The 23986-nt window shown below is 46.6% G+C and carries 21 protein-coding genes; 14 read left to right on the forward strand and 7 right to left on the reverse strand.

Annotated elements, in window-relative coordinates; genetic code table 11:
* Positions 1–59: 59 nt before the first annotated feature.
* Positions 60–1322, reverse strand: coding sequence for a hypothetical protein (locus MKY28_RS02990; protein WP_340934782.1), 1263 nt, complete (start codon positions 1320–1322; stop codon positions 60–62).
* Positions 1323–1593: 271 nt separating this feature from the next.
* Here MKY28_RS02990 and MKY28_RS02995 point away from each other — a divergent pair, with 271 nt between their 5' ends.
* From MKY28_RS02995 to MKY28_RS03005, 3 genes are all read left to right on the forward strand, one after another.
* Positions 1594–2190 carry a restriction endonuclease gene (locus tag MKY28_RS02995; protein ID WP_282320463.1) on the forward strand — a complete coding sequence of 199 codons (597 nt, stop codon included), beginning with the start codon at positions 1594–1596 and terminating at the stop codon, positions 2188–2190.
* A 119-nt stretch (positions 2191–2309) separates the two neighbouring features.
* On the forward strand, positions 2310–2537 hold the full coding sequence (locus tag MKY28_RS03000; protein ID WP_036617079.1) for a hypothetical protein: 228 nt from the start codon (positions 2310–2312) through the stop codon (positions 2535–2537).
* Between the two features lie 120 nt (positions 2538–2657).
* Positions 2658–3905 (forward strand): DNA glycosylase AlkZ-like family protein, encoded by a 1248-nt coding sequence (locus MKY28_RS03005; protein ID WP_340934786.1) that lies wholly within the window; start codon positions 2658–2660, stop codon positions 3903–3905.
* Between the two features lie 125 nt (positions 3906–4030).
* On the opposite strand, the gene fabV is transcribed toward MKY28_RS03005, so the two are convergent.
* On the reverse strand, positions 4031–5224 hold the full coding sequence (gene fabV / locus MKY28_RS03010) for an enoyl-ACP reductase FabV (protein WP_340934788.1): 1194 nt from the start codon (positions 5222–5224) through the stop codon (positions 4031–4033).
* 203 nt (positions 5225–5427) lie between these two features.
* On the opposite strand from fabV, the gene MKY28_RS03015 reads away from it, so the two are divergent.
* The 3 genes from MKY28_RS03015 to MKY28_RS03025 all read left to right on the forward strand — a co-directional run bounded on the left by MKY28_RS03015 (position 5428) and on the right by MKY28_RS03025 (position 8488).
* A complete protein-coding gene (locus tag MKY28_RS03015) occupies positions 5428–6708 on the forward strand; it encodes an XRE family transcriptional regulator (RefSeq protein ID WP_340934790.1) in 1281 nt (426 codons plus the stop codon).
* Positions 6709–7165: 457 nt separating this feature from the next.
* On the forward strand, positions 7166–7582 hold the full coding sequence (locus tag MKY28_RS03020) for a hypothetical protein (RefSeq protein WP_340934792.1): 417 nt from the start codon (positions 7166–7168) through the stop codon (positions 7580–7582).
* Positions 7583–7693: 111 nt separating this feature from the next.
* On the forward strand, positions 7694–8488 hold the full coding sequence (locus MKY28_RS03025; protein WP_340937807.1) for a hypothetical protein: 795 nt from the start codon (positions 7694–7696) through the stop codon (positions 8486–8488).
* Between the two features lie 100 nt (positions 8489–8588).
* On the opposite strand, the gene MKY28_RS03030 is transcribed toward MKY28_RS03025, so the two are convergent.
* Positions 8589–9404, reverse strand: coding sequence for a class I SAM-dependent methyltransferase (locus MKY28_RS03030; protein WP_340934795.1), 816 nt, complete (start codon positions 9402–9404; stop codon positions 8589–8591).
* Positions 9405–9477: 73 nt separating this feature from the next.
* Positions 9478–10419, reverse strand: a complete 942-nt coding sequence (locus MKY28_RS03035; RefSeq protein ID WP_340934797.1) for a helix-turn-helix transcriptional regulator — start codon at positions 10417–10419, stop codon at positions 9478–9480.
* A 345-nt stretch (positions 10420–10764) separates the two neighbouring features.
* Here MKY28_RS03035 and MKY28_RS03040 point away from each other — a divergent pair, with 345 nt between their 5' ends.
* Positions 10765–12198: a glycoside hydrolase family 1 protein gene (locus MKY28_RS03040; protein WP_340934799.1), complete on the forward strand. Its 1434-nt coding sequence runs from the start codon at positions 10765–10767 to the stop codon at positions 12196–12198.
* Positions 12199–12363: 165 nt separating this feature from the next.
* On the opposite strand, the gene MKY28_RS03045 is transcribed toward MKY28_RS03040, so the two are convergent.
* Complete coding sequence (locus MKY28_RS03045; protein WP_340934801.1) at positions 12364–13032, reverse strand: phosphatase PAP2 family protein; 669 nt, start codon at positions 13030–13032, stop codon at positions 12364–12366.
* Between the two features lie 169 nt (positions 13033–13201).
* On the opposite strand from MKY28_RS03045, the gene MKY28_RS03050 reads away from it, so the two are divergent.
* A complete protein-coding gene (locus MKY28_RS03050; RefSeq protein ID WP_340934803.1) occupies positions 13202–13780 on the forward strand; it encodes a hypothetical protein in 579 nt (192 codons plus the stop codon).
* Positions 13781–13912: 132 nt separating this feature from the next.
* Here MKY28_RS03050 and MKY28_RS03055 read toward each other — a convergent pair whose 3' ends face one another.
* Both MKY28_RS03055 and MKY28_RS03060 read right to left on the reverse strand, forming a co-directional pair.
* The gene (locus MKY28_RS03055) at positions 13913–14689 is read right to left on the reverse strand and encodes an AraC family transcriptional regulator (RefSeq protein WP_047844007.1); all 777 of its coding nucleotides are present in this window, start codon (positions 14687–14689) and stop codon (positions 13913–13915) included.
* Between the two features lie 19 nt (positions 14690–14708).
* Entirely contained in the window at positions 14709–15290 is a 582-nt protein-coding gene (locus MKY28_RS03060) for a LysE family translocator (RefSeq protein WP_340934806.1), read from the reverse strand.
* 206 nt (positions 15291–15496) lie between these two features.
* On the opposite strand from MKY28_RS03060, the gene MKY28_RS03065 reads away from it, so the two are divergent.
* The 6 genes from MKY28_RS03065 to mmsB all read left to right on the forward strand — a co-directional run bounded on the left by MKY28_RS03065 (position 15497) and on the right by mmsB (position 23939).
* Positions 15497–16504: a substrate-binding domain-containing protein gene (locus MKY28_RS03065; protein ID WP_036674465.1), complete on the forward strand. Its 1008-nt coding sequence runs from the start codon at positions 15497–15499 to the stop codon at positions 16502–16504.
* Between the two features lie 91 nt (positions 16505–16595).
* Positions 16596–18464, forward strand: a complete 1869-nt coding sequence (locus tag MKY28_RS03070; protein ID WP_340934808.1) for a cache domain-containing sensor histidine kinase — start codon at positions 16596–16598, stop codon at positions 18462–18464.
* 8 nt (positions 18465–18472) lie between these two features.
* Complete coding sequence (locus MKY28_RS03075; RefSeq protein WP_445670918.1) at positions 18473–19771, forward strand: response regulator transcription factor; 1299 nt, start codon at positions 18473–18475, stop codon at positions 19769–19771.
* Between the two features lie 363 nt (positions 19772–20134).
* A complete protein-coding gene (gene chvE / locus MKY28_RS03080; protein ID WP_340934809.1) occupies positions 20135–21220 on the forward strand; it encodes a multiple monosaccharide ABC transporter substrate-binding protein in 1086 nt (361 codons plus the stop codon).
* A 21-nt stretch (positions 21221–21241) separates the two neighbouring features.
* The gene (gene mmsA, locus MKY28_RS03085) at positions 21242–22807 is read left to right on the forward strand and encodes a multiple monosaccharide ABC transporter ATP-binding protein (RefSeq protein WP_047844003.1); all 1566 of its coding nucleotides are present in this window, start codon (positions 21242–21244) and stop codon (positions 22805–22807) included.
* Positions 22776–23939: a multiple monosaccharide ABC transporter permease gene (gene mmsB, locus MKY28_RS03090; protein ID WP_036674453.1), complete on the forward strand. Its 1164-nt coding sequence runs from the start codon at positions 22776–22778 to the stop codon at positions 23937–23939. Before mmsA ends, mmsB begins: the two co-directional genes overlap by 32 nt.
* Positions 23940–23986: the final 47 nt, after the last annotated feature.

Here is a 23986-nt window from a genome sequence, read left to right on the forward strand (position 1 = left end):
TGTAATAAGCCGGGAGAGCTCCTTATGGAACTCTCCCGGCTTATTATTAAATCGAGTAATTATTTTGCAGAATTGGACTTCAGTACATATTTGGACAATGTCTCATCGTTCAAGGAATAGATGACATCATCGACATAGGTTGAAACACCTTCTAATGAAGGAACCGAGGCACTGGTCGTGTAGATATGCACGTCTTCCAGCGTCTGTGGATCAAGAATGTATCCTGTTTTGGAAAAATCAAGCTGATACTGACCATCCTGTGTCTGGTCAACACGCATAAGTGCAGGCTGTGCGTCCTTGAATGTACGCTCAGTCACTTTGCCTTTCATCGTGTACAGTTCCAGCTTCTGCCCTGTAAAGACTGTATAACCGTTGCGAGCCGTCTGAATGTAGGCATCACCAGCAATGGCACGTCCCCAAGCAAGCTTGCCATCGATGCCAAAGCCCATCAGTCTGTTACCGGTGTTCTCAAAATTGGCGCGCATAATGATGGAACCATCGTCGAGAATGGCCAGCGATTCACCGCCGCCATCTCCTAATGTATTTGCATTGGCAGGGAATTGATAGAAGGACAGACGATTCAACGTACGATCATAGATCTCTACTTTGGGATTCGCAGCTTGTTGCCAGAAGTTTCCTACCTTGGTTTGTTTACTGGCATCCACTACAATTCGACCATGGTCAGCCTTAAGCACGTTACCGTTAATGGTCTTTTCGGTAATCAACTTGCCCTTTTTGTCATATAACGAGATGGCGGAGCGAACCGAACCATTCGATTGCACGCCCTGACTTGAAGCAACCATCAGCGTATCGTTATCCAATAGGGATATGCTTGCAGGTGAATTCACCGTTTTGACCCAGTTGGTTTTACCGGATGTATTGAATGAGTACAATTTTTTGGTTTTGTCCGAATATTCCATATACACATAAGCCGTACCGTTGCTGGCATATACCGAATCAGAGTAGGTGGTATAAGGACCACTTTTCTCATGGAATATCGTATTCCACTTCAATTGTCCAGTTGTAACATCGAATGCTTGGAGAGAGTCCAGTTGCCAGTCGAGTGTTGTTTTGCTGCTTGTTTTGGTCACGGGCTGGGAGGCATGTACATATACAAGATTTTTGGATGGCACGGCATGAATTCCCTTGATCAGGACATCTTTCTCCGTATTAGCCTCAGATAACATCAGGGAAGATGACGTCCACGCCGGTTTGGGCATGGATTGGGTTGAAGCAGCGGCGTAACCTGTTGTATTCATGGTGAAGAGGAGCATGCCGCTGAGAATGAGGGCAGCCCATGTTTTGGACTTGTGTTTGGTCAATGTATGCAAGTGATAAACCACCTTTCTTCTTCGGTTCAAAATAGAACCGATTGTTGAATTTTACCATTAAAGTCAAGCTGAATTCAACCGAACGCACTGTAACCTTTTATCATTGGTTTGTCGAAACGACTATGTTTGGGGAAGTATAAGGGTTACAGGGAATTCATCTTCTTTCGATGAAGGTAGAAGTTTGATATATTTAGTGCGGTGACAAGCCATATCTGCGTAAGAGGTTGGATAGAACATAGGAAATGAAACAAGGAGAATAGCTATGAACTGGAGTGAAAATGTGACCCTATGGGTCATTGGATGTATCATCATATTGTTGCTGATGGCCTGGATTATTCGGCGTGTTATCGGGCGCGGGCAGCGGATCCGAAGTGAAGCAAATCCTCGTAAGATCACAATAAAGGACATCGACAAGATGGAGGATGGTTCGGAGTTTGAATTATATCTCTATCATTTATTCGAAGAACTCGGGTACGATGAGGTGCATAAGACAACAAGCAGCCGGGATTTTGGGGCAGATCTGGTGTTTGTTGATAGACTCGGCAGACGAAGTGTGATACAAGCGAAGCGATATGGTGCGAACCATCCGGTAGGGTTGAGTGCTGTGCAGGAGATATATACATCGATGCGTTATTATGAAGCCGACCGGTCGATTGTATTAACGTCCGCCCGTTACACCGAAGCCTGTCGAACGCTTGCAGCGGTTAATGGAGTGAAGTTGCTGGACCGGGAAGACCTAATGGAATTAATTCTGTTATTCAAAGCCAGAAGAGTGGAAGAAGCACTGGAACTGATTGAAGAAGATGACCACGAACCAATCGAGACGTGGCAGTCCCGACGAAAGCGGCAATCCCGCTAAGTACTTGGGTGGAAGCCTTTTTAATGATGTACATCTCATTCCAGTAGGAAGCACCTTCACTTGCGTAGCTGCACATGATATATTGAGTGTATATCAACCAAAGGAGTGTGTGATCCATTATGGCACGTACACAAACACAAAAAGCATTACGCAAAGCAGAGCGGTCAGGTCAATGGTGCTCGGAACAGAGCCGAAGAGTTAACGGAGATTATGGTGCGTTATCCCAGCATGTACGGCTCATGCCTACGAAGCAGGAAAAATTGCAAAAGGTCAAACACAAGAAGCAGATCATCCAAGATGGTGGTGCTTCTTTTTATTTTGTCCATAAGGAACGGATTGCTGGATAAGTAAGACATTGAATTCTTTCTTTGGTTGGAAAGTAATCATGTGGACTGTTAAAATCAAGGTATCTTGATAAATTGGACTATAAATCCTTGTATATTTAATGAAGGGAAGAACCTATACATATGACAACAGCGCTGCACATGAATAAAAAAATCGTTCGGCGTTTTTTGCTGCAAACGCAAGCTTTACTGGGACGTTGGCCCGCAGTTTCCTTACCTTCGGGACCTGACCAAGTTTTGAGTTTGATTCGCTCCCTTGGTTGCGTGCAGATCGATCCTGTGGCTGCTGTAACTGGAAACCAGCATTTGGTGCTGGGGGCTCGTGACCCTGGTTATACTGCTGACAGCTTAAATACACTGCTGAGTGATCACAAGGTGTTTGAATATTTTGCAAATGCTGCCTGTGTCATTCCAATGGAAGACTATGCTCTCTTTGAACCTGTGCGTGCCCGATTAAGGGAGCGTCTGGCTCCGTCCTTGCAAGGTTTGGAGAAAACAGTGCAGCATGTGTTACAGCGTTTGAAGGAAGAAGGACCTTTACCTTCAAGGGCCTTTCGTGCTGTAGAAAGGGTAAGTGGTTATTGGGACAGTGCAGATGTGCCAAAGACAAAGGATACCACACTTGCTCTGAATCTGCTGTTGGACTCCGCTGTGATTCGTGTGGTGGCGAGGCAGGGGAATGAACGCTATTTTCATATTACCGAATCCGGATTGCAGCAACAGGGACTTACGATAAAAGAAGACATCCATGTGTTGGCCCAGAGACAGGCTCTGCTGGATAAATACGTTCATGCGTATCGTGTCGTAGATGCCCGTGATCCCCGTCTGGGTTGGCTGAAATCTACAGCGGCTGAAAGACGCGCCGATATTGCTGCCCGTGTGTCAGATGGGCAAATGATCCCGCTTAAGGTGGAGGACGTGGCCACGCCTTATTATATTCGTGCTGAAGATGAGGATTTGCTGCTACGCATGGAAAGGGAAGAGCCACACTATGATCCGTCTGGCCCGGTACGTTTCCTGCCGCCGCTGGACAACCTGTTATGGAGAAGAGAACGTATTGTTGATTTATTTGATTTTCATTATAAATGGGAGATTTATACGCCAGAGGTGAAAAGAACCTACGGTTATTATGCCATGCCTATTCTTCACGGTGATCGGTTGATTGGACGTATGGACCCACGACTTGATCGCAAAACTGGAGTACTTACCGTTCGTTTGTTATCGATGGAAGAGACTGCTCCACCTGTGGAGGAATGGATTACGAATTTTCGGGAGGGGCTTCAATTCTTTGCGTCCATGCATGGAGCACGTTCCATTACTATTGAGAAGACGGTACCAAAAGAGCTGAAAAAGCTGCTTAAATCGATTTGATTAGGGGATACATGAAAGAATGTATGGACACGGAAATTGGAATTGTTGAGCGGAATTAAAAAGGACAAAAGAAGGAGGGGCCAGAGGCCCCTCCTTCTTCATTTGATTTTAATATCCAAACTTCTTTAGTTCACCAGATGAGGCATTTCAACGTTGGGATCAACATCTGCTTCATAATCCACACCATCGGTTTCAAAACCAAACAGCTGGAAGAATTCGCGACGGTAACCTTCCAGATCGGACAGATCGTAGATGTTCTCTGTGGTCAACTCATTCCAGAGCTTCGCCACTTCTTCCTGAACGTCAGCTCGCATCTCCCAATCGTCAATGCGAATACGGCCTTCGGCATCGGTTGGAACTTCTCCCCCCGCATACAAACGATCAGCGAACAGACGTTGCAATTGCTCGATACATCCTTCATGCAAGCCTTTTTCTTTCATGACTTTGTACAATGCTGAGATGTACAGCGGCACGACTGGAATCGCAGAACTGGATTGAGTCACCAGCGCCTTGGCTACAGTTAAGTACGCACGTCCACCTTTTGCACTCAGACGATCATTCAGCTTGTGTGCAGTCGCTTCCAGATGATTCTTGGCTTGACCGATGGAACCATCACGATAAATGGCATGCGTAAGTCCAGGACCGATATAAGAGAAAGCGATGGTTGTTGCATCATCAGCAAGCACGCCGCCTTGTTGCAGGGCATCCATCCATAGTTCCCAATCATCTCCACCCATAACGGTTACCGTCTGACGAATTTCCTCTTCGTTTGCCGGTTCAAGGGTAACGGAGCTAATTTCTCCTGTGTGGAAGTTCACCGTTTTGTTCGTGTAGGATTGTCCGATAGGCTTCAGCACAGAGTTGAACACTTCACCCGTGTTCGGATCGGTACGGCGTGCCGAGGCGACGCTGTATACAACCAGATCGACTTGACCGAGTTCACTGCGAATCAGTTCAACGGCTTTGTCTCGTGTTTCGTTTGCAAATGCATCACCTGTAACGCTGTACGATTTCAGGCCTGCTTCCTCCGCGGCTTTTTCGAATGCAGCGGAATTGTACCAGCCTGCAGAAGCCGTACGTTTCTCTGTGGAACTGCTTGGACGATAAATGCCGACTGTATTCGCTCCCGCTCCAAAGGCAGAAACAACGCGTGACGCCAGACCGTATCCAGTGGAAGCACCGATCACGAGCACATTACGCGGTCCTTTCAGCTTAGGCTGGGATTTCACATAATCAATCTGTTCCTGCACTTGCGCAGCGCAACCTACAGGATGGGAAGTGGTACAAATAAAACCACGTGTTCTTGGTTTAATAATCATTTATTTGCATCCTTTCATATTCAGCTCATGTTTCAGCATTTCGATAAAATGCTCTTACACATACTTTCTTATTGTAAAACAATTACCTCGGAAACGGAAACCGTTTCGTTTGATTTCGCCGGAAGGGTGGCGTTATATCTCTAATTTTGCGATGATGTGAATAGAATGTACTCGCTTGTTAGGATAGAAAGGACAGGGATACCATGCTGAAGGAACGCATTGAACTGCTAAGCAAAAGAAAACAAATCTCCCGTAAAGACCTTGTGGAAGGTCTGGTCACGCAGGCCCACTTTGCCAATATCCTGGCGGATCGTTATCCGCTACCTGAGGACTTGGCAGAAGCCATCGCCGGGCGTCTTGGGGTATCCCCTACCTATATTCTAAAAGCTGCGGCTCAGGACGAGGATACAATTGAACGGGCAGAGGTCGTTTTTGAACAAATGTCTGTTCCAGCGTCGGCGATATCCGAAGATACGGTGCATGCACTGGCAGATCGGGATGACACGCTGACCGTTGAGCTGACAACGGCCTTGATGAAGGCGGTCTATTATCAGCAATTAAACGATGCAACGGCTCATGAGTATATACATACGTCCTACCTCAATTTTTACCTGGAGAAATACGGTCGTCCAGACGATATCGATTTGCCGCGTCCGTTAGTCAAAGCACTTTTATTCTATAAAATACAATATTATCGCTCCAAAATGGCTTTTGTGGATGTATTAACTCACGCAACCAGGCTCAGTGAGCTGGCGCTTCCTGGCAGTGAATTCTGGCTGTCTGTGCAAAATATCAAGATGGAAGCCTACATCCAGGTTAAACAGTATGAAGAGGCGAAACAGGTATTTGAGCTTACGATGCGGCATGTCTATGATCAGCGGATGTTTCATCGGTTGTCCGGGTTATATGTAGCATATAGTGGGTATTGCTTCGCAATGGGGCTGGTTCAGGAGGCACTCTCGGCATTAACCATGGCGGAGGCAAACCTCGTGTATGCGGGCAACCAGGGAGATCTGGTAACGGCGATTGCCAACAATCGCATTGTCATGTTAACAATGACAGGTGAACTGGATCAGGCACAGACGGAGATTGAACGATTTGAATCGCTATTGCAGCAGGAAACGGAAGAAACACAGCAGGCCATGCAGCCGCTCGTCAGTGTGTATCGATGCGAAGTGGCTCTGGCACGGAAGAACTGGGGCGTGCTCGCGCAGAGTGTAGATCAACTTTTGAAATGTGCAACAACACAGGACCAGCAGATGAGCGCAACCTTCTACCAGAGCCATCTGGCTCTTGCGCATGGAGATCGCGAAGTTTTCATGGAGCGGGCACTTGCGTGTCTGCCTTATTTTGAATCCGCGCAGCATGTCATGCGGCTTGAACCGTTATATGAGGGGATGGCCGTAGTATCGGAGGATCAGCGGAAATACAAAGAAGCGGCGATGTATTATCGGAAACTGGTCTATCTGTTACGCAAAAAATAGAGTGAGAATCGGCTTGGAAGAGCCTAATGATGACATGATTTTGTGCATTGCCAAAGCACTTGGCACAAAATATGGCCGCCAATTGTGAAATGAAGATCGGATTAGCAGATCTTTTTTTGCGGAATTAGCATCATTCTTTACCAAAGAAACGATTATCCCGTAATTCATTTGCCGGATTTTTCGTTTTTTTTGTATGCCGCCAGAAGGGTATTCAAGGACAAGCCGCGGTGTTTATAATTTAATTATAAATACGTGTTCAAAAAGTCTGGTTTTCAGTACCGAGAAGATGGAATGAAGCTAGAAATGGAGTAGCGGAGCGTAGGAGACCTACGTGAGCAACGGACATTTCGGTTGAATTTCATATTCGATGCTGATGATGCCGCTAGGCATGATTCGTAATCAAAAGTGGACTTTTTGAACAACTTCTAAAACAAATAAAACAAATGAGGTGCTTGATATGGGATGGTTCGGTAAAAAGAACAAACAAGAAGATGCGATTGCTAAAGCGGATAAAATGATGAATAAAGGACTCACTGGCATGATGATGAAAGGTTTTGTATCAAAGGAACATCGGGAGGCCATCAACCAAAGTCTGGATTCGGCAAAGCAGGCACAGTTGGCGGCAAGTGGTTCTCTGCCTTTAACAGCTACGGCTACGGTGGTGACAATCACCGATACAGGCAAACTGATCAACTTTGATCCGATTGTTGTGCTTGTATTGGATGTGACAGAAACGAATGGCAACCAGTATCAGCGAACATTAGAGACACTGGTGTCCAAAATGCAGATTCCACGAGTAGGCGATCGAGTGGGACTGGGCCAGAATCCAGCGAATTCCTCCGAACTGATCTACATGGGGCTAATGTCCATCTAGAAGGTATTTGGTTATAAGACAGTCATAATCTATTTATATAATGCTTATAACAACGCTAAATAGATATATTGATAGAGATATTAAGAGAAGGATTAAGAAAGGGTGGATCATATGATAGGTTTCCTGAGATTCATTGGCGTATTAACGGTATTCGGGGTGGGGTTCTCCCCATTTCTGGCACAGCAGCTGTGGAATGATCCCTTTATGATTATGCAGGCATGGTGGTACACTCCGGCGATCTTTGCCGGGTTTGCACTGATCTTTGTTCCTGCGATTTTGAGCAATATTTTTGGCGTAGGTCGAGTGAAGACAGGTTTACCAGCAGTTGGGGTCATTAAGACTATACAACAGACGGGGACGTATATTAATGAACAGCCTGAGGTTCGATTGGGTCTGACGGTGTCGCGTAAGGGGCGCGAGAAATACGATACCGAGATGAAAGCCGTCATTCCGCTGACCTCCATGGCACAGTTTCAGCCGGGCAGTTTCATTCCGTTAGTAGTCTCCGTAAAGGATGAGCGCAAGGTAGGGTTTGATATGAAGGGGCAATTATCACAGGAAGATATGCAGCAATTGCTGGATGAAAAGATGGTACAGCAAGGGGTATCACCTGAAATGATGGATATTGCAAGAACAGGGGAAAAAGCAATGGCCAAGATCCTTGATGTCACTCCACTTGGAAGTGGTGGCAATAACAAGATCAAGCTTCAGCTCAAACTCAGCATAACAAAGACGGACGGTGAAACCTTCAATGTGACAACGCAAAAAGAAATTTTGTCATCTGCCCTGCCGCAGGTGCAGCAAGGACATATCATTAATATCATCTATTCAAGACAAGACCCAACAAAATTGGTGTTGGCATTAAATGTACAGGAGCGACAATTAAGTGACTTATTCTCCTCTTGAAGATGTATACAAAAGGAGGTCCTACAGATCATGTTTATGACGTGTAGGGCCTCCTTTTTCATTTTGGTATGTATGAGAGATACAAGCAACGAACGTTTTTTCAAACAATACCAAGGCGCATGCGATAAGAAAAGAGTACTTTTTTGGATTCTCCGTCAAATATACGATTAGCCAGCGTTCTGAACTCGTCAGCAGCTGTTAATAGATCATCCGCTCCGAGTTTCAACGCCGTTTGCAGGCCGCCTTGGCTCAGGGCGAGATTGACATATCGATCGGCAGTGAATGTCTCGTGGTGATGAAATACGATTTCCCGGACATATCGGAACAGCCCGGACTGCTGAATCTGCTGCAAATGCCCATCCTTGCTCCATTTGTGTGCCTGACTATCTTGGGGAGCCAGACTGGCTGCTCGTTGATCTGCTTCCTTATTCAGCTGCAGATAGGCTTGTTCTAACTGCCAGTCTAACATTGGCGGCCAGTCGCAATCGTAGGCTGCAAATATGCCCCCTGTACGAAGTACACGTGCAAACTCGCGTAGTGTGGGTTGCGGCTCCATCCAGTGAAACGATTGGGAGCAGGTCAGCACATCCACACTGCCATCTGGTAGTCCGAGGTCGTGAGACAAGCCGGACACAAACCGCAGGTTATCCGGCTTCCCGGCAGATTCCCACTTGGATTCAGCTACAGACCTCATGTCATCGCTGGGTTCAAAGCCGATGATACGTTCTGCCTCATTAAGCCAGATCCACGAGGACAAGCCGGTGCCACAGCCAATATCTGCGACCATACGCGGTGTGCTGCCAAGATATGTCGTTAGAATATCCACCACTTCAGTGGGAGCAGCTGGTCGGTTCTGATCGTATAACGTACCAAAACCTTTGAAACGTTCCACATTGTTGCGTCTAATGTCTTGCATGGATAAACCTCCTTCGGGCAGATGGATGACGGAGAGTCAGCTGTGATCAAAAGTTGTATAGGCCTATATTATATCATTCATTGTTGGGAAGTTTGTTCATGACGTTCTGCAAATGTTCAACGGCTTTGATATGACGTCTGAGCAATTCCTGTCCAACATGAACAGGCTCGATTACGGTCAGCTCGGAACCAAACGACAGCAGGAAGGAGTAGAGCCATTCCCCTACATTCAGTTCGAGAGAAACACGGAGCCTGCCATCAGGCTCTTTTTTAATGAGGGTGGGTTCGAAAAAATCATACACTCGGTATGCAATATTGCTGGAGAACGAGAGTGTAAGAGGAGTCAGGATAGGAGCTGCTTCTGATTCAGGGTCGTTTGATCCGGCAGTAACAGAGTGATCGTGTTTTCTCGCCAGAAAAGTCAACTGGGTGATCCGTTTCATCTTAAATGTCTCGAATTCTTTCCGATCAGGGTCATCATGGATATATCCTTTGAAGTACCACGTACTGTTTTTGAATATAAGTTTCTGTGGCTCCACGGTCGGAATGCTCTTCTCACCATCCGAATTAACATAATGAAACGTAATCAGTTGATTCGTTAATATAGCCTGCTTCACCTGATTGAACAGTTCTCTCTCCTGCAGAGGGATGCTGCCCCATGGTGAGAAATTGAATTCGATCCAATCCAGCTTGTGATCAAAAAGGGCGGTTAACCGTTGCAGCATATGGGCACTGTTAAGATGGGGGATCGCACTGATGCTATATAGTCCCATCAAAATTTCATTCTGGTCTTCTTCCGACAACAGGGACTTGTCCATGACATAGTTGTCCATCAGATGGATACCGCCATGCTTGCCGGTCGTTGTATAGACGGGAATGCCCGCAGCACTCAACCGATCGATATCACGGTACACCGTGCGTACAGAAATCTCGAACATACGGGCGAGTTCTGGTGCAGCGGCTTTCTTTTTCTCCAATAACAAAAGCAACATTCGAAATAGTCGGTTATTTTCCATGCTCTGATTATACCATGACAATAGGTGTCAGGGTATGGGTGGTACACTGGTGTAAAAGTCTTACCAAGACATTTTGACTCAGATTTATAATTTGTTCTTCATTTATTGGGGAGTAGTGAAGGGGACGATATCGATTCTGAAGAAACGAAGTGTTCGCTAAAAGCTTTCTGTAAGAAAGCTACTTCGGAAGCAAACGCTATCATGGGATTTTTCCATTTAGAAATGGGGATAAAAGAAATCCGAGGATAACAGCGATCAGAAGAACGATTCGTGACCGGAACGGCTACTCGCATAATATCAAGCACTTTATACCGAAATGAGTTAATTATTAAGGAGGAACTGGTCATGACAATGAAAGAAGGATTTTACTGGGGTGGCGCTACGGCTGCCAATCAATTCGAGGGTGGATGGAACCAGGGTGGCAAGGGGCCAAGCACGTCTGACATGATGACAGGGGGAACCCACACGATTCCACGCCGGATTACGCCTGTACTGGAAGAGGGCACGTATTATCCGAGCCATGAAGCGGTTGATTTTTACGGACATTACAAAGAAGATATTGCCATGATGGCAGAGATGGGTTTCAAAATGTTCCGCATGTCCATCAACTGGTCCCGGATCTATCCAAACGGTTATGATCTGGAGCCAAACGAAGAGGGATTGCAGTTCTACGATAATGTTTTTGCCGAGTTGAAAAAGTACAATATTGAGCCGCTCGTAACGATCTCCCATTATGAAACGCCATTCGGTCTGACACAGAAGTATAATGGCTGGGCTTCCCGTGAAGTTATCGATTGTTATATCCGTTATTGTACAACCCTGTTCAACCGTTACAAGGATCAGGTCAAATACTGGCTGACGTTTAACGAAATCAACTGTCTGACGATGCCGATGGGTGCATATATGGCTGCAGGTATTCTGTTTGAAGGCAAAGAGACACTGGTCGACGGAGTGGATGATCCACAGACTCGTTTCCAGGCATTACATCATCAATTCATTGCGAGTGCCAAAGCGGTGAAGCTGGGACATGAGATCAACCCTGATTTCAAAATTGGCTGTATGGTTGCGTTCATGACCACCTATCCAAACACATGTAACCCGGACGACATGTTGCTCGCACAGAAGAAAGACCAAATCTCCAATATGATCTGCGGTGATGTACAAGTTCGTGGAGCGTATCCTGGATTCGCCAAACGTTTCTTCGCCGAAGAAGGTATCCAGATCGAGATGCAACCGGGAGACGAGCAGACTTTGCGTGAAGGCTGCGTAGACTTCTATTCCTTCAGTTATTATATGTCTTTGGTTGAAAGTGCGGACGAGTCCCTCGAGAGAGCAGAAGGTAATCTGCTGGGCGGTATCAAAAATCCATATCTCGAAGCTTCCGACTGGGGTTGGCAGATCGATCCAAAAGGACTGCGTTACACGCTGAATCATCTGTATGATCGTTATCAGATTCCACTGATGGTGGTTGAGAACGGTCTGGGTGCTGTCGATGTGGTAGAGGAAGACGGCTCCATTCAAGATGACTATCGCATTGATTATCTGAAAGGTCACATTGAACAGATGAAAGAAGCGGTAGCTGACGGCGTAGATCTGATTGCCTACACCATGTGGGGATGTATCGACCTGGTTAGTGCATCCACTGGAGAGATGAAGAAGCGTTATGGCTTCATTCATGTCAACAAGGACAACGACGGTAACGGAGACTTGAGCAGAACACCGAAGAAGAGTTTCCACTGGTACAAAAAAGTCATCGAATCCAATGGTGAAGAGTTATAAATTGGCTAAAAAAAACCAGACCCGCCTGTTCTCTTAAATGGGACAAGCGGTCCATGTAGTCCTGAACGAGTTCAGGACGACTATATATGAATATAAAAAAATACCCGGCTATCCTTCCGTTAAGGAAAGCCGGGTATTTCTTTGTGTAGTTTAATAGCGGGCCGCCTATGCCAGTCTTCTGCTTTGCAGTTGGGACATGCGCTCCAAATGACGCCGGTAAAACCATATACATGTGGAGAGCCAGCAACCACTTAAGAAGTATCCGCCTACGATATCACTTGGATAATGCACCCCCAAGTAGATACGACTTATACCAATGGTCAGTATAAATACAGCGCTGGCAACAATCATCAGCACACGTCCTGTGACGGTGGGTACATGTTTCCAGATTAGAAAGGCCAGTCCACCGTACAGGCTAAATGCTGCCATAGAATGCCCACTGGGGAAGCTATAGCCGCTCACTTCGATAATCCGGTTAATGGTAGGTCTGGCACGCTGGAATACCAGCTTGAGCAATGCATTTAACAGGGTTGAACCTGCGAGCACACAAGCCAGGAAGAGCAGTTCGCGTTTGTGTCGCAGATAGACGTATAACACAATCATGGCGATGATGGTAATGAAGACCACTGGCATTTCGCTGCCGATCCAGGTGAAAAGGTGCATGAATTGTGTCATACCAGGGGATTCCAACCCCTGAATCCATCCGATTAAGGTATCATCAAATCGATGAATTTGGTTTTCGCTGATGGACAGGGCGATGCTTATAAAGGCGATCATGCATAACGCTGCAACGAGCAGCGGGAAGGAGATATTCTTTTTCCAGTTGTGTATCAAATGTTGAGTTCCTCCGTGATGGTTGATTTCGTATGTTGTGTCCTTGCGTATGTCGGACATAACGATATTTGTATTGTGCTATAATTTTACAATAAATATAGCAGCAATAAAAATATGTAACCTTAACCACGCTTATTCAAGCAGAGAATGTAGGAGGGGAGCGGTCGAAATGAAACGACGTTTGGTGATGTGCATGTTGATCTTACTGTTGGTTACGTCTGGGTTAGCTCTATTTCCAGGAGAGAGAGTGTATGCTTGCAGTTGTGTCGAGAGTGATGTTCAGGAGAGATTGAAGACAAACACAACTGTATTTACAGGAGAAGTGTTGGAGAAGGGACGTTCTCAACAGTCGAAGCATGATGGCTTATTAATAGAGTATACCTTTGATGTAGATACTGCATGGAAGGGGGTTAATGCCAAAAAGATGAAAATCCTCGCGAGTGACGGTGGATCTGAATCCTGTGGCATTCAATTTGAAAAGAATCAGTCCTACCTGATCTATGCTTATCAATATGAAGTGGATCATAAGCTTCATACGAATCTGTGCAGTCGCAATGTTCCAATTGAACAGGCTGGAGATGATCTGAAATTGCTGGGTGCGGGAAAGCTTGTAAGTAAAGAAGATTTTGGAGAAACCAATGATGGTGGTGGGCGAACTGGGCCTTTCTATCTCATCTTATATGGCGGAGTCATTTTATTAGCAGCATTGGCAGTACTGTGGCTCTGGAGACGAAAGAAAAGAATCTGATTGCAGGTCTGATATAAATTGAAAGTTGGATCGTATAACATAAGGTTTGTATGACGGAAAAAGAAACTAATCCCCGTACAGAACGTTAAGAAACATTGACGTTCTATACGGGGATTTTCAGGATTGTTGCAACTAGTTTAACTGCAACATGTATTCATAAGCTGTGACACCAAATACCCGTTTGAAATGTCGGTTTAGATGGGTCAGATCGACAAATCCGCAATCGGCAACAGCAGTATATACGTCCTTCTGCATTTCGATGGATTGACGGGCACGCTCTACTTTGCAGTTTAAGAAAAACTGGTAAGGGGATATGCCTGCTTGTGCTTTGAATTCACGGATAAATTGAAACTTGGACATGCCAAATTCGGAGCTCAGGTTGTCCAGCTTGAGCACATCTTCAGTGCTGCAAAACATGATTTCCTTGGCTTTGCGGACCAGGTTGTCCTGAGGCAACCAGAGCTTGGTGTCCATTTCCTTCTGAGCCAGCAGGTGAACGAGATCGAAGACCCGTTCGCTGCACTCGGCTTCGTCCTGTCTGAGTTGAACGGCATCGTTCAGCATCAGGATCTTACGTGCAAGCTCGGGATCATAGACGATGGGACTTCCAAAACGCAATTCCTTTTTGCCGATAATCTCCTCTACCAATTCCGGCTTCAAATACAGCATCACATAGTCAATGCCAGCCTTATCATAGGAGCTTCCATCATGGGACTGTTCACGGTTAAACAACATGACACCATTTTGGTGAGACGCCTGATATTGTCCGTCCAGGTTATATTGTTGAATGCCACGCAAGGTTACGCCAACTGCATACTCTTCATGGCAATGTTTTTTGTATGCAAAATCAGTAAAGCTGGCGGATAGTGCCAGCACGTCTTGCGACTTTTTATAGTTAAACCGTTCCATGCAGCACACCTCCCAAGCTTTAGATTAATCCGGATACTATAATGGCTGAGTATAACAAAAAAAGTGCCATGAGAATACTCAGTAATTTTTGGTGGCGATTCAGCAACGTTCTGAAAACCGTGCCAAAAACAACCCAACTGGAATAGGCCAGAAAACCAATGAAGGTAATGAGCAGCACGAACAGGAACGAAGAAAATAAACTTTGATAAAAGGGCAATACATAACTTGGAATGACAGTGAAAGTAAACAAGACGACCTTTGGATTCATAAATTGCATGATGAAACCGTTCCAGAATCCGGTAACTTGTTTCGGTGCATCCTCGGTGGTACCCATCTTGTAGATCTGGTACGCCAGATACACCATGTAAAGGCCGCCGACAATCTGCATCACCTTCAGAATTCCGGGTAACACTCCCGCAAGAAGCTGATTAAGAAAAGCTGAGGCGGTAAGCAGCAGACCAAATGCCAGCGTAGCTCCCCATACATAGTGCATTGTTTTTCGTGCGCCAACTATCTGTGTAGAAGAAAGAATTACGATATTGCTGGGGCCGGGGGTAAATGTTACGACGATGCAGTAGATTAAAAAAGATGCAAGATTCATAAGGATGATGCTCTCCTCTGGTTGTAGTTTAGTCCCATGATCATACGTCCAGAGGGAGAAACCATATAGTACATTATTGCAGCAGGTACACGGTTGGCAACAGGAGCGTGCTTATAAAAACTAAGGGGGAGTTTTCTTTTTGAATGATTGCGTTTACAATTTAGACGATGTACAAGGTGATCAGACGACTTGAGGAAGTGAACGGAATGAAAAAAATGCTGCTTGTTTACATTTTGCTAATCTCAGCATTTGCGTTGTATGTATTGAGATTCGAATACACCAGTCAAGTAAACAGTTCGTGGGAGGACCGTGGGCTGCGCGGTGATATCGGAGAGACGTATATCATGATTACATTCCAGTCCGGGCTGGAGTATTGGAAGAGCCCGCTCAAAGGTTTCGAGGATGCCGCGGATGCACTTGGCGTGACCGTAGAATATCGTGGGGCTACCCGGTATGATGCGAAGGAGCAGACCATGGTGATCGAGCAGGCTATCGCTCGTAAACCCGCGGGCATTGCTATATCTGCAATCGATCCTCAATCGTTAGTTCCAGCGATTAACAAGGCAATCGACGCAGATATCCCTGTTGTATTATTTGACGCGGATGCACCCGATAGCCAGGCCTATTCTTTTCTTGGGACAGATAATTACAAGTCGGGTGTAATGGCTGCCGATAAAATGGCTGAACTGCTGGGTCGTGAGGGAGAGGTCGCGGTATTAACCTTGCCCGGACAACAAAATCATGAAGAGCGCACGAAGGGATTCCGCGATACGATCAAGGAGAGATACCCTTCCATGCAGATTGTTGAAGTTGCAGACGGACACGGTGATGCGATGGTATCCAGAGACGAAACAATCAGAATGATGAAGGAACATCCCGAGCTGGCGGGAATTTTTGTGACTGAAGCTACCGGAGGGGCAGGAGCGGGGGAAGCCGCTCAAACTGCCGGGGACAGACATCCATTGCAGATTATTTCGTTTGATACAAATAAGACTACATTGGATATGATCAAGAACGGTACGATCTCAGCTACAATTGCACAGGGAACCTGGAATATGGGATATTGGTCACTCCAATATCTGTTCCATCTGCATCACCAGTTAACGGTTCCTGCCCCATCCTCATCCGGTGAAAATGCACCGCTTCCCGTGATGGTGGACACAGGGATCTCTGTGGTGACACGCTCGGATGTGGATGATTACTATGCCAAATAACAAGGAATATTTCAAGAGTCCAAGGCCTTGGAGCAGGAGAACAATTCTCTCCACTTTCAGGAACGGGATTCGGCGTTTACGCTTGCGTAATATGCCTCTTCGGTACCAGCTGATGCTGCTTTTTCTGTTATTCGCCATTGTACCTTCCGTAGGGCTTGGGTTGCTTGTGAACTGGACGGTGGAGCGGGTTGTTGAACGACAGGTTGAAGGGCATACCATGCAACTGATTGGCAAAGTGAATGAAGCTCTTAACAGCAAAATGGAGAATTTGCAAAACATGACCTATCTGATTGCATTTGACCCGGAGATTGACGCTTTTATGAACGACAAAATGCCACCGAATGATGATGCAGGCATTGAACCGATGAACATGGACACCAATGCCGAAACGGAGCAAAATCGGTTATATGGCATCAAACAAACCTTGCAGGGATTCACAACATTGTATCCTGAAATCGCCGGGATTGTTCTTGTCAATGCAAGTGGTGACTATATTAGCAACGAGATGTATCCCCGAGCGGAACAGAGCCTGATTCAGGAAAATTGGTATCAAAAAGCTTCGGCCAATCCGGGCATCTTCATGGTGTTGGGTCAGCCGAAAGAGCGTAATCTCACGACACATGTACGGTACAAGGATGATGAGATTGTATCGGTTGCGCGTTCCATAACGGATGAAGCGTCAGGACGTGTGCGGGGCGTTATTATGATTGATCTTAAACTTAGGTCCGTCTCTCAGGCTGCCCGTAATGTAACCTTGGGGAAATCCGGTTATGTGATGGTGACGGATGCAGAAGGTCAAAGTGTATACAAGCCGGAGCATCCGCTAATAGAACACATTCCCACAGACTGGTTCCCCTCCGGTGAGAGTGGAACGTTTACCGCCGATACAGAAGGTGGAACGTTATTATTCATGTATCAGTCGTCTACCTTTACGGGTTGGAGAACGGTAGGGGTATTTCCCACAAGAGACTCGATATCCGAAGTACGCCAAATCCAGTTTTACGTGGTTAGCTTTGTATTTGTGGTTTGTTTGTTTGGCCTGAGCGCCTCTTTATGGTTCTCCCGTTCAATTGCTCAGCCTATTTTCCGGCTCATGTCCTATATGCGCAGGGCGGAGACCGGCAATCTCAGACCAGGTCGCTGGAGCGATCGCGCTGATGAGATTGGCATGCTTGGCAACAGTTATAACCGAATGCTGGCACAGATTCGACAACTGATATCACTAAATGAATTGCGGGAGCGGCAGAAGCGCGACGCTGAAATGCGAAGTTTGCAGGAGCATATCAAACCACACTTTTTGTACAATACCTTGGATACGATTCATTGGATGGCACGCAAAGAGGGGGCAGAAGATGTATCCGGCATGGTTGGTGCGTTATCTCGATTATTTCGCATAGGGCTTAGTAAAGGACAGGATTACATTCCGCTGCATTCCGAGATTGAGCATATGACCAGTTATCTGCAAATTCAGCAGACACGATACCGCGATCGTCTTCAGTATACATTGAATATTCCAGAGGAACTGCGGGACCTTTTGGTGTTAAAGCTGCTGCTTCAGCCCCTGATAGAGAATGCAATCTATCATGGAATCAAGGGCAGGCGTGGGCCGGGACACATTCGGGTGGAGGCCAGATTGGAGCATAACAGACTGCTGCTGACCGTTCAGGATAATGGAGCAGGCATGTCCAACGAACGGCTTGCCGAGATGCAGCATCTGCTCGAAGCTCCTTTGGCAAGTTTGGAAGCGTCTTCGCCGGGGATAACAGGCAAAAGTTATGGAATGTTGAACGTGCAAGCCCGTCTTCGGCTGTCCTTTGGCGATGAGTACGGTATTGAACTGGATAGCCAGGAAGGGGAAGGAACGAGTGTGACCATTATTCATCCGTTGATGCGAGAGCTCCCACCAACCAAGCAAATCAATAACGAAGAGAGGCAGGAGAGTGAATGGGAAGATTCATGAAATCAGCCGTGACAACTTCCACTGAAACAGATGAGACATCCGCATCGACCAGAGTAATGGGGATTACGCCGGATAGCCACATGGCTAAGAAATACCGCGTGCTCATCGCTGATGATGAACCGATCATTCGTGAGGGGATTCGGGATGCCATTGACTGGACAACTCTCGGGATGGAGGTTGTTGGTGAAGCGGAAGATGGCGAGGAAGCGCTGGAACGGGCGGCTGACTTGGGTGTGGATATTGTTCTCGTTGATATGAATATGCCATTCCTGAACGGAATCGAACTAATCCGTGCCCTTCAGCAGCAGTGCCCGGGCTGTCGTTACCTGATCATCTCGGGACATGATGAATTTGCATATGCGCAGGAGGCGGTTCGTCTTGGCGTAGAGGATTACATCTTAAAACCTGTGCAAGCAGAACAATTATATGCTGCACTTGATCGATTGCATCAGCGACTTACTGAAGAGCACCAGAGGACGGCATATGTACAACAGGCAGCTCATCAGATTGAACGTAATATCCCGCTACTTCGCCAACGATTTATGCTGGAGTGGCTAGAGGGGCAGGCCGAGGGCAGGGATCTGACGGAGCAGCTTTTGTTTTTGCGGTTGCCCGCCGTCCCACCTGTGCAGATCGGGGTCGTGCGTTGGCCTGCCGCTGAAGCTCGTCAGACGATACTGAGAGAGAATGATCGTCAGTTGTTTCTGTTTGCAGTGGAAAATATAATCAGTGAACTGCTGGCAGACCTGCCGCATGTCCTGTTTCGGGACGTAAGCGGGTTGATCGGCATGTGTCTGTGGCAGGAAACCCCTGAAGAAATAGAGTCCCTTATGGAACAACAGATTAGTTCTTGCCTGAATATTGCCATTCATGCTCATGTGGAGACACATGCAGGGACACTGGAAGAAACGCCGGATACGTACCGTCATTGCCGTGAACGGGTATACGAAGAAATGCAGTTGTCCCCTCTGGTTCGCCGGGCGAGACAACTTATTCACGAAGAGTATGCCGAACGGGAACTGACCTTGGAATCGCTCGCTTCCCGTCTACAAGTATCTGCCGTATATCTTAGTCGTGTGCTGAAGAAAGAGCTGAATGATTCCTTCGTCACGCTTGTCACGCATGCTCGCATTCGCAAGGCTATACAGTTATTAGATTCAACAACACTGCCGATTCACACCATAGCTGAGCGTGTAGGTTATGATACCCAGCATTATTTCAGCACTGCATTTAAGAAAACAATGGGCATTTCGCCTGTGCAGTATCGAAAGAACGGGGGGACGGCTTATCGTCCTTCAGCGAATTAAATATAATATGTAGCATTTGAGGCCAATCAAAAGACTTACCTCAACAGATAACCGCAATACTTGATCATTAAGACGTGTGATAAATGAGATGGATATGTTCTACTTCGTGTGAAGCGAAGTGGAGCATGTCCTTTTTTTTGACTCTGGTATGGTATCTCGTGGATCACACTTATACTTTAAGCGTTTCCATCAAAAGTTAAATTTTTATAAAAAAGGTTCAAAACGTGCAAAGACCTTGCGGCATCTCCAATGCTACCATAGTCTCAGACAGGAACAGCAAGCAACAGGATGCACTACATGTATTGTAAGCGTTATCTTATAACTCATTCAGAACCGTATGACGTGAGGAAAGGGGAACTTCATATGAAAAAAGGAGCAATGCTCATCTGGCTTCTGGTGATGACCTTGATGCTTTCGGCCTGCAACCTGGCAGAGAGTGGCCCAGGCAGTAAAGAAAAGGGATATGTCGGTATATCGATGCCAACCAAATCATCAGAACGATGGGTGGGAGACGGGGAGAACATGGTCCGTCTGTTTCAGGAGCAGGGGTACAAAACCGATCTTCAGTATGCTGAGGATGTGGTCGAGAATCAGATTTCACAGATTGAAAACATGATCACCAAAGGTGTGGATGTGATGGTCATCGCGTCCGTGGATGGCAACACATTAACGGATGTAATCAAGAAAGCGCATGACGAAGGGATACAAGTGATCTCGTATGATCGGCTCATTCGCAATACGCCATACTTAACCTATTACGCCACGTTTGACAATTTTAAGGTGGGTGTGCTTCAAGCCTCCTACATTGAACAAAAGCTTGGACTCAAGGATGGAAAAGGACCGTATAACATGGAGCTGTTTGGTGGCTCTCCTGATGATAATAACGCCTATTTCTTCTTCGACGGTGCGATGTCTGTGCTGAAGCCGTACATCGATTCCGGCAAACTGGTGGTACGCAGCAAGCAGATGACGATGGCCCAGATTGCGACCTTGCGCTGGGACGGGGCACTGGCCCAGTCACGGATGGATAACCTGCTGAGTGCGTATTACTCGGGTGATAATCTGGATGCAGTATTATCTCCTTATGATGGAATCAGTATTGGTATCATCTCATCCTTGAAAGGGATTGGTTATGGTACTTCGAACAAACCGCTGCCCGTTATTACAGGACAGGATGCCGAACTTGCCTCGATCAAGTCGATTGTGGCCGGGGAACAGACGCAGACGGTGTTCAAGGATACACGGAAGCTAGCGGAGAAGACGGTAGAGATGGCCAATAGTATTTTGCAAGGAAAACAGGCGGAAGTTAATGACAAAACATCATATAACAACGGAATTGAGGTTATTCCGGCGTATCTCTTGGATCCCATCTCGGTGGACCGTACAAATGTGGAGCAGGATATCGTTGGTACACAGTATTACACGAAGGAAGAAATCGGACTGAAATAATAAATGAAAGGAGCACATCCCATGGCCGGAATCATTCTGGAAATGAAAAACATCACCAAAACCTTTCCTGGCGTCAAAGCGCTGGAAAATGTCAATCTGAAAGTCCGTGAAGGCGAAATTCATTCCATATGTGGTGAAAATGGCGCAGGTAAATCTACCTTGATGAAGGTACTGAGTGGTGTATATCCACATGGCACGTATGAAGGCGACATTTTATTTCAGGGCAAAAATTGTGAGTTCAAGGATATTAAGCAGAGCGAGGATCTGGGAATCGTCATTATCCATCAGGAGTTGGCCCTTATTCCCTACCTTTCAATCGCGGAAAATATATATCTGGGCAACGAGCGTGCGAGCAGAGGAATTGTCAACTGGAAGGAAACTTTTGTGGGTACACGAGAACTGCTCTCGAAGGTGGGACTGAGCGAAAATCCAAACACGCTGGTATCCAGCATCGGGGTAGGCAAGCAGCAACTGGTCGAAATTGCGAAAGCGCTCTCCAAAAAGGTGCGGCTGCTTATTCTGGATGAGCCAACCGCTGCGCTGAACGAGGACGACAGTGAAAATCTGCTGCAGTTGATGCTGGAATTCAAGAAACAGGGCATCGCCTGTATCCTGATCTCACACAAGCTGAATGAGGTATCCAAGGTATCCGATTCGGTGACTATTTTACGGGATGGCAAGACAATTGAGACATTGGATATGAAGAAGGAAAAAGTGACGGAGGACCGGATTATTAGCGGAATGGTAGGACGTGATCTCACTAGCCGTTATCCGGAGCGTCATGCGACCATTGGTGAAGTTATCCTTGAGGTAAAGGACTGGACGGTATATCACGAACATCATGCCGAGCGGAAGGTACTGGATCAGATCCATATGAATATCAGACGTGGTGAGATTGTAGGTATTGCCGGGCTGATGGGCGCTGGGCGTACCGAACTTGCCATGAGTATATTTGGCAAATCCTATGGCCGGAATATTTCGGGTCAACTCATTAAGAATGGTAAACCGATCCACAACAATACCGTCACGGAGGCCATTCAGAACGGGTTTGCTTATGTGACAGAAGACCGCAAGGAATACGGACTCATTCTGATGGATGACATCAAGCGCAATATTTCCTTGACGGGTCTGAGCAAGCTGACGCGAAACGCGGTAGTGAACGAGCGTGAAGAAGTACTGGTAGCAGAAAAGATGAAGAAAAGCATGAACATCAAAGCACCAAGTATTTTGCAGAAGACCGGTAATCTGAGTGGAGGCAACCAGCAAAAAGTGGTGCTCAGCAAATGGATTTTTGCCGGACCAGATATTCTTATCCTGGATGAACCTACCCGCGGTATTGATGTGGGAGCGAAATTCGAAATCTATACGATCATTCATCGGCTTGCTGCTGAAGGCAAGGGTGTACTGGTAATCTCATCCGAGCTTCCGGAGGTTCTTGGCCTGTGTGACCGGATCTATGTGATGAATGCAGGACGAATCACCGGTGAAGTCAGCCGGGAGCAAGCATCACAGGAAACGTTGATGAGATATATGACCAAGTCTGGAGGCGGCAAGCATGGAAATGATAACAAAACTGTTCAAAAATAATATCCGTCAATACGGCATGATTATTGCCCTGGTAGTGATTATGCTTTTGTTCGAGGTACTTACAGGCGGGCTGTTGCTCAAGCCGATTAATATTACAAATTTGATTTTGCAGAACAGTTACATTCTGGTGCTGGCGATTGGAATGGTGCTGGTCATCATTACCGGGCATATTGACCTGTCTGTTGGTTCCATTGCTGCCTTTGTTGGTGCCGTTGCCGCAATAATGATGGTTGATTGGCAGCTTCCGGCTTGGCTTGCCGTTATCGCTTCCTTGCTGGTTGGTGCTTTGATCGGTGCATGGCAAGGCTTCTGGATCGCCTATGTGCGGATTCCAGCATTTATCGTGACGTTGGCAGGGATGTTGCTGTTCCGCGGCTTAACGATGATTGTTCTGGAGGGGCAATCGATCTCTCCTTTCCCGGGTGGATTCCAGAAAATAAGCTCTGGCTTCCTGGCGGACATTCAATTCTCAGGTTTTGGTCTGGTATCTATCATTGTGGGTCTTGTGCTCACTGTCTGGTACATTGTCAATGAATTGCGGGAACGCCGTTCCCAGCGAAAATATGGATTTGAAGTCGTGTCACAGGGACTGTTTTTGCTCAAGTTGATTGTGGTGGCTGTTGTGACAAATCTGTTTACATTTGTACTCGCAAGTTATGCAGGTATTCCGAATATCCTGGTCCTGCTGTTTGTCCTGATCGTTGTGTACTCCTTCGTTATGAATCGTACTGTCATGGGACGGCATGTGTATGCGCTTGGAGGTAATGAGAAGGCCGCAGGTCTGTCTGGGGTCAAAACAAAAAAGGTAACCTTCTGGGTTTTCGTGAACATGGGTACACTTGCCGCGGTATCCGGGTTGATCTTCGCCGCACGTCTGAATGCGGCTACGCCAAGAGCAGGTACCAACTTCGAGCTGGATGCCATTGCGGCCTGCTTCATCGGTGGTGCTTCTGCTTCAGGGGGCATAGGTACGGTATTTGGTGCCATCATCGGTGGTTTGGTTATGGGTGTGCTGAATAACGGGATGTCCCTGATTGGTCTCGGTATTGACTGGCAGCAGGGGATTAAGGGATTGGTACTACTGCTCGCTGTAGCTTTTGATATCTATAATAAAAATAAAAGATCAGCGTAACACTTGGTAAAATGAAAAAACAGACCTTGATCTCAGGATCAGGTCTG

This window comes from Paenibacillus sp. FSL R5-0473, assembly GCF_038004565.1.
In the GTDB taxonomy this organism is placed as follows: domain Bacteria; phylum Bacillota; class Bacilli; order Paenibacillales; family Paenibacillaceae; genus Paenibacillus; species Paenibacillus amylolyticus.

Excerpts from the sequence above, each read along its gene's own strand:
- MKY28_RS03030 (WP_340934795.1), bottom strand. The coding sequence starts at position 9,404 with ATGCAAGACATTAGACGCAACAATGTGGAACGTTTCAAAGGTTTTGGT.
- MKY28_RS03065 (WP_036674465.1), top strand. The coding sequence starts at position 15,497 with ATGAAAAAAATGCTGCTTGTTTACATTTTGCTAATCTCAGCATTTGCG.
- chvE (WP_340934809.1), top strand. The coding sequence starts at position 20,135 with ATGAAAAAAGGAGCAATGCTCATCTGGCTTCTGGTGATGACCTTGATG.
- MKY28_RS03060 (WP_340934806.1), bottom strand. The coding sequence starts at position 15,290 with ATGAATCTTGCATCTTTTTTAATCTACTGCATCGTCGTAACATTTACC.
- fabV (WP_340934788.1), bottom strand. The coding sequence starts at position 5,224 with ATGATTATTAAACCAAGAACACGTGGTTTTATTTGTACCACTTCCCAT.
- MKY28_RS03040 (WP_340934799.1), top strand. The coding sequence starts at position 10,765 with ATGACAATGAAAGAAGGATTTTACTGGGGTGGCGCTACGGCTGCCAAT.
- MKY28_RS02995 (WP_282320463.1), top strand. The coding sequence starts at position 1,594 with ATGAACTGGAGTGAAAATGTGACCCTATGGGTCATTGGATGTATCATC.
- MKY28_RS03035 (WP_340934797.1), bottom strand. The coding sequence starts at position 10,419 with ATGGAAAATAACCGACTATTTCGAATGTTGCTTTTGTTATTGGAGAAA.
- MKY28_RS03050 (WP_340934803.1), top strand. The coding sequence starts at position 13,202 with ATGAAACGACGTTTGGTGATGTGCATGTTGATCTTACTGTTGGTTACG.
- MKY28_RS03000 (WP_036617079.1), top strand. The coding sequence starts at position 2,310 with ATGGCACGTACACAAACACAAAAAGCATTACGCAAAGCAGAGCGGTCA.
- MKY28_RS03020 (WP_340934792.1), top strand. The coding sequence starts at position 7,166 with ATGGGATGGTTCGGTAAAAAGAACAAACAAGAAGATGCGATTGCTAAA.
- mmsA (WP_047844003.1), top strand. The coding sequence starts at position 21,242 with ATGGCCGGAATCATTCTGGAAATGAAAAACATCACCAAAACCTTTCCT.
- mmsB (WP_036674453.1), top strand. The coding sequence starts at position 22,776 with ATGGAAATGATAACAAAACTGTTCAAAAATAATATCCGTCAATACGGC.
- MKY28_RS03055 (WP_047844007.1), bottom strand. The coding sequence starts at position 14,689 with ATGGAACGGTTTAACTATAAAAAGTCGCAAGACGTGCTGGCACTATCC.
- MKY28_RS03070 (WP_340934808.1), top strand. The coding sequence starts at position 16,596 with ATGCCTCTTCGGTACCAGCTGATGCTGCTTTTTCTGTTATTCGCCATT.
- MKY28_RS03015 (WP_340934790.1), top strand. The coding sequence starts at position 5,428 with ATGCTGAAGGAACGCATTGAACTGCTAAGCAAAAGAAAACAAATCTCC.
- MKY28_RS03005 (WP_340934786.1), top strand. The coding sequence starts at position 2,658 with ATGACAACAGCGCTGCACATGAATAAAAAAATCGTTCGGCGTTTTTTG.
- MKY28_RS03025 (WP_340937807.1), top strand. The coding sequence starts at position 7,694 with ATGATAGGTTTCCTGAGATTCATTGGCGTATTAACGGTATTCGGGGTG.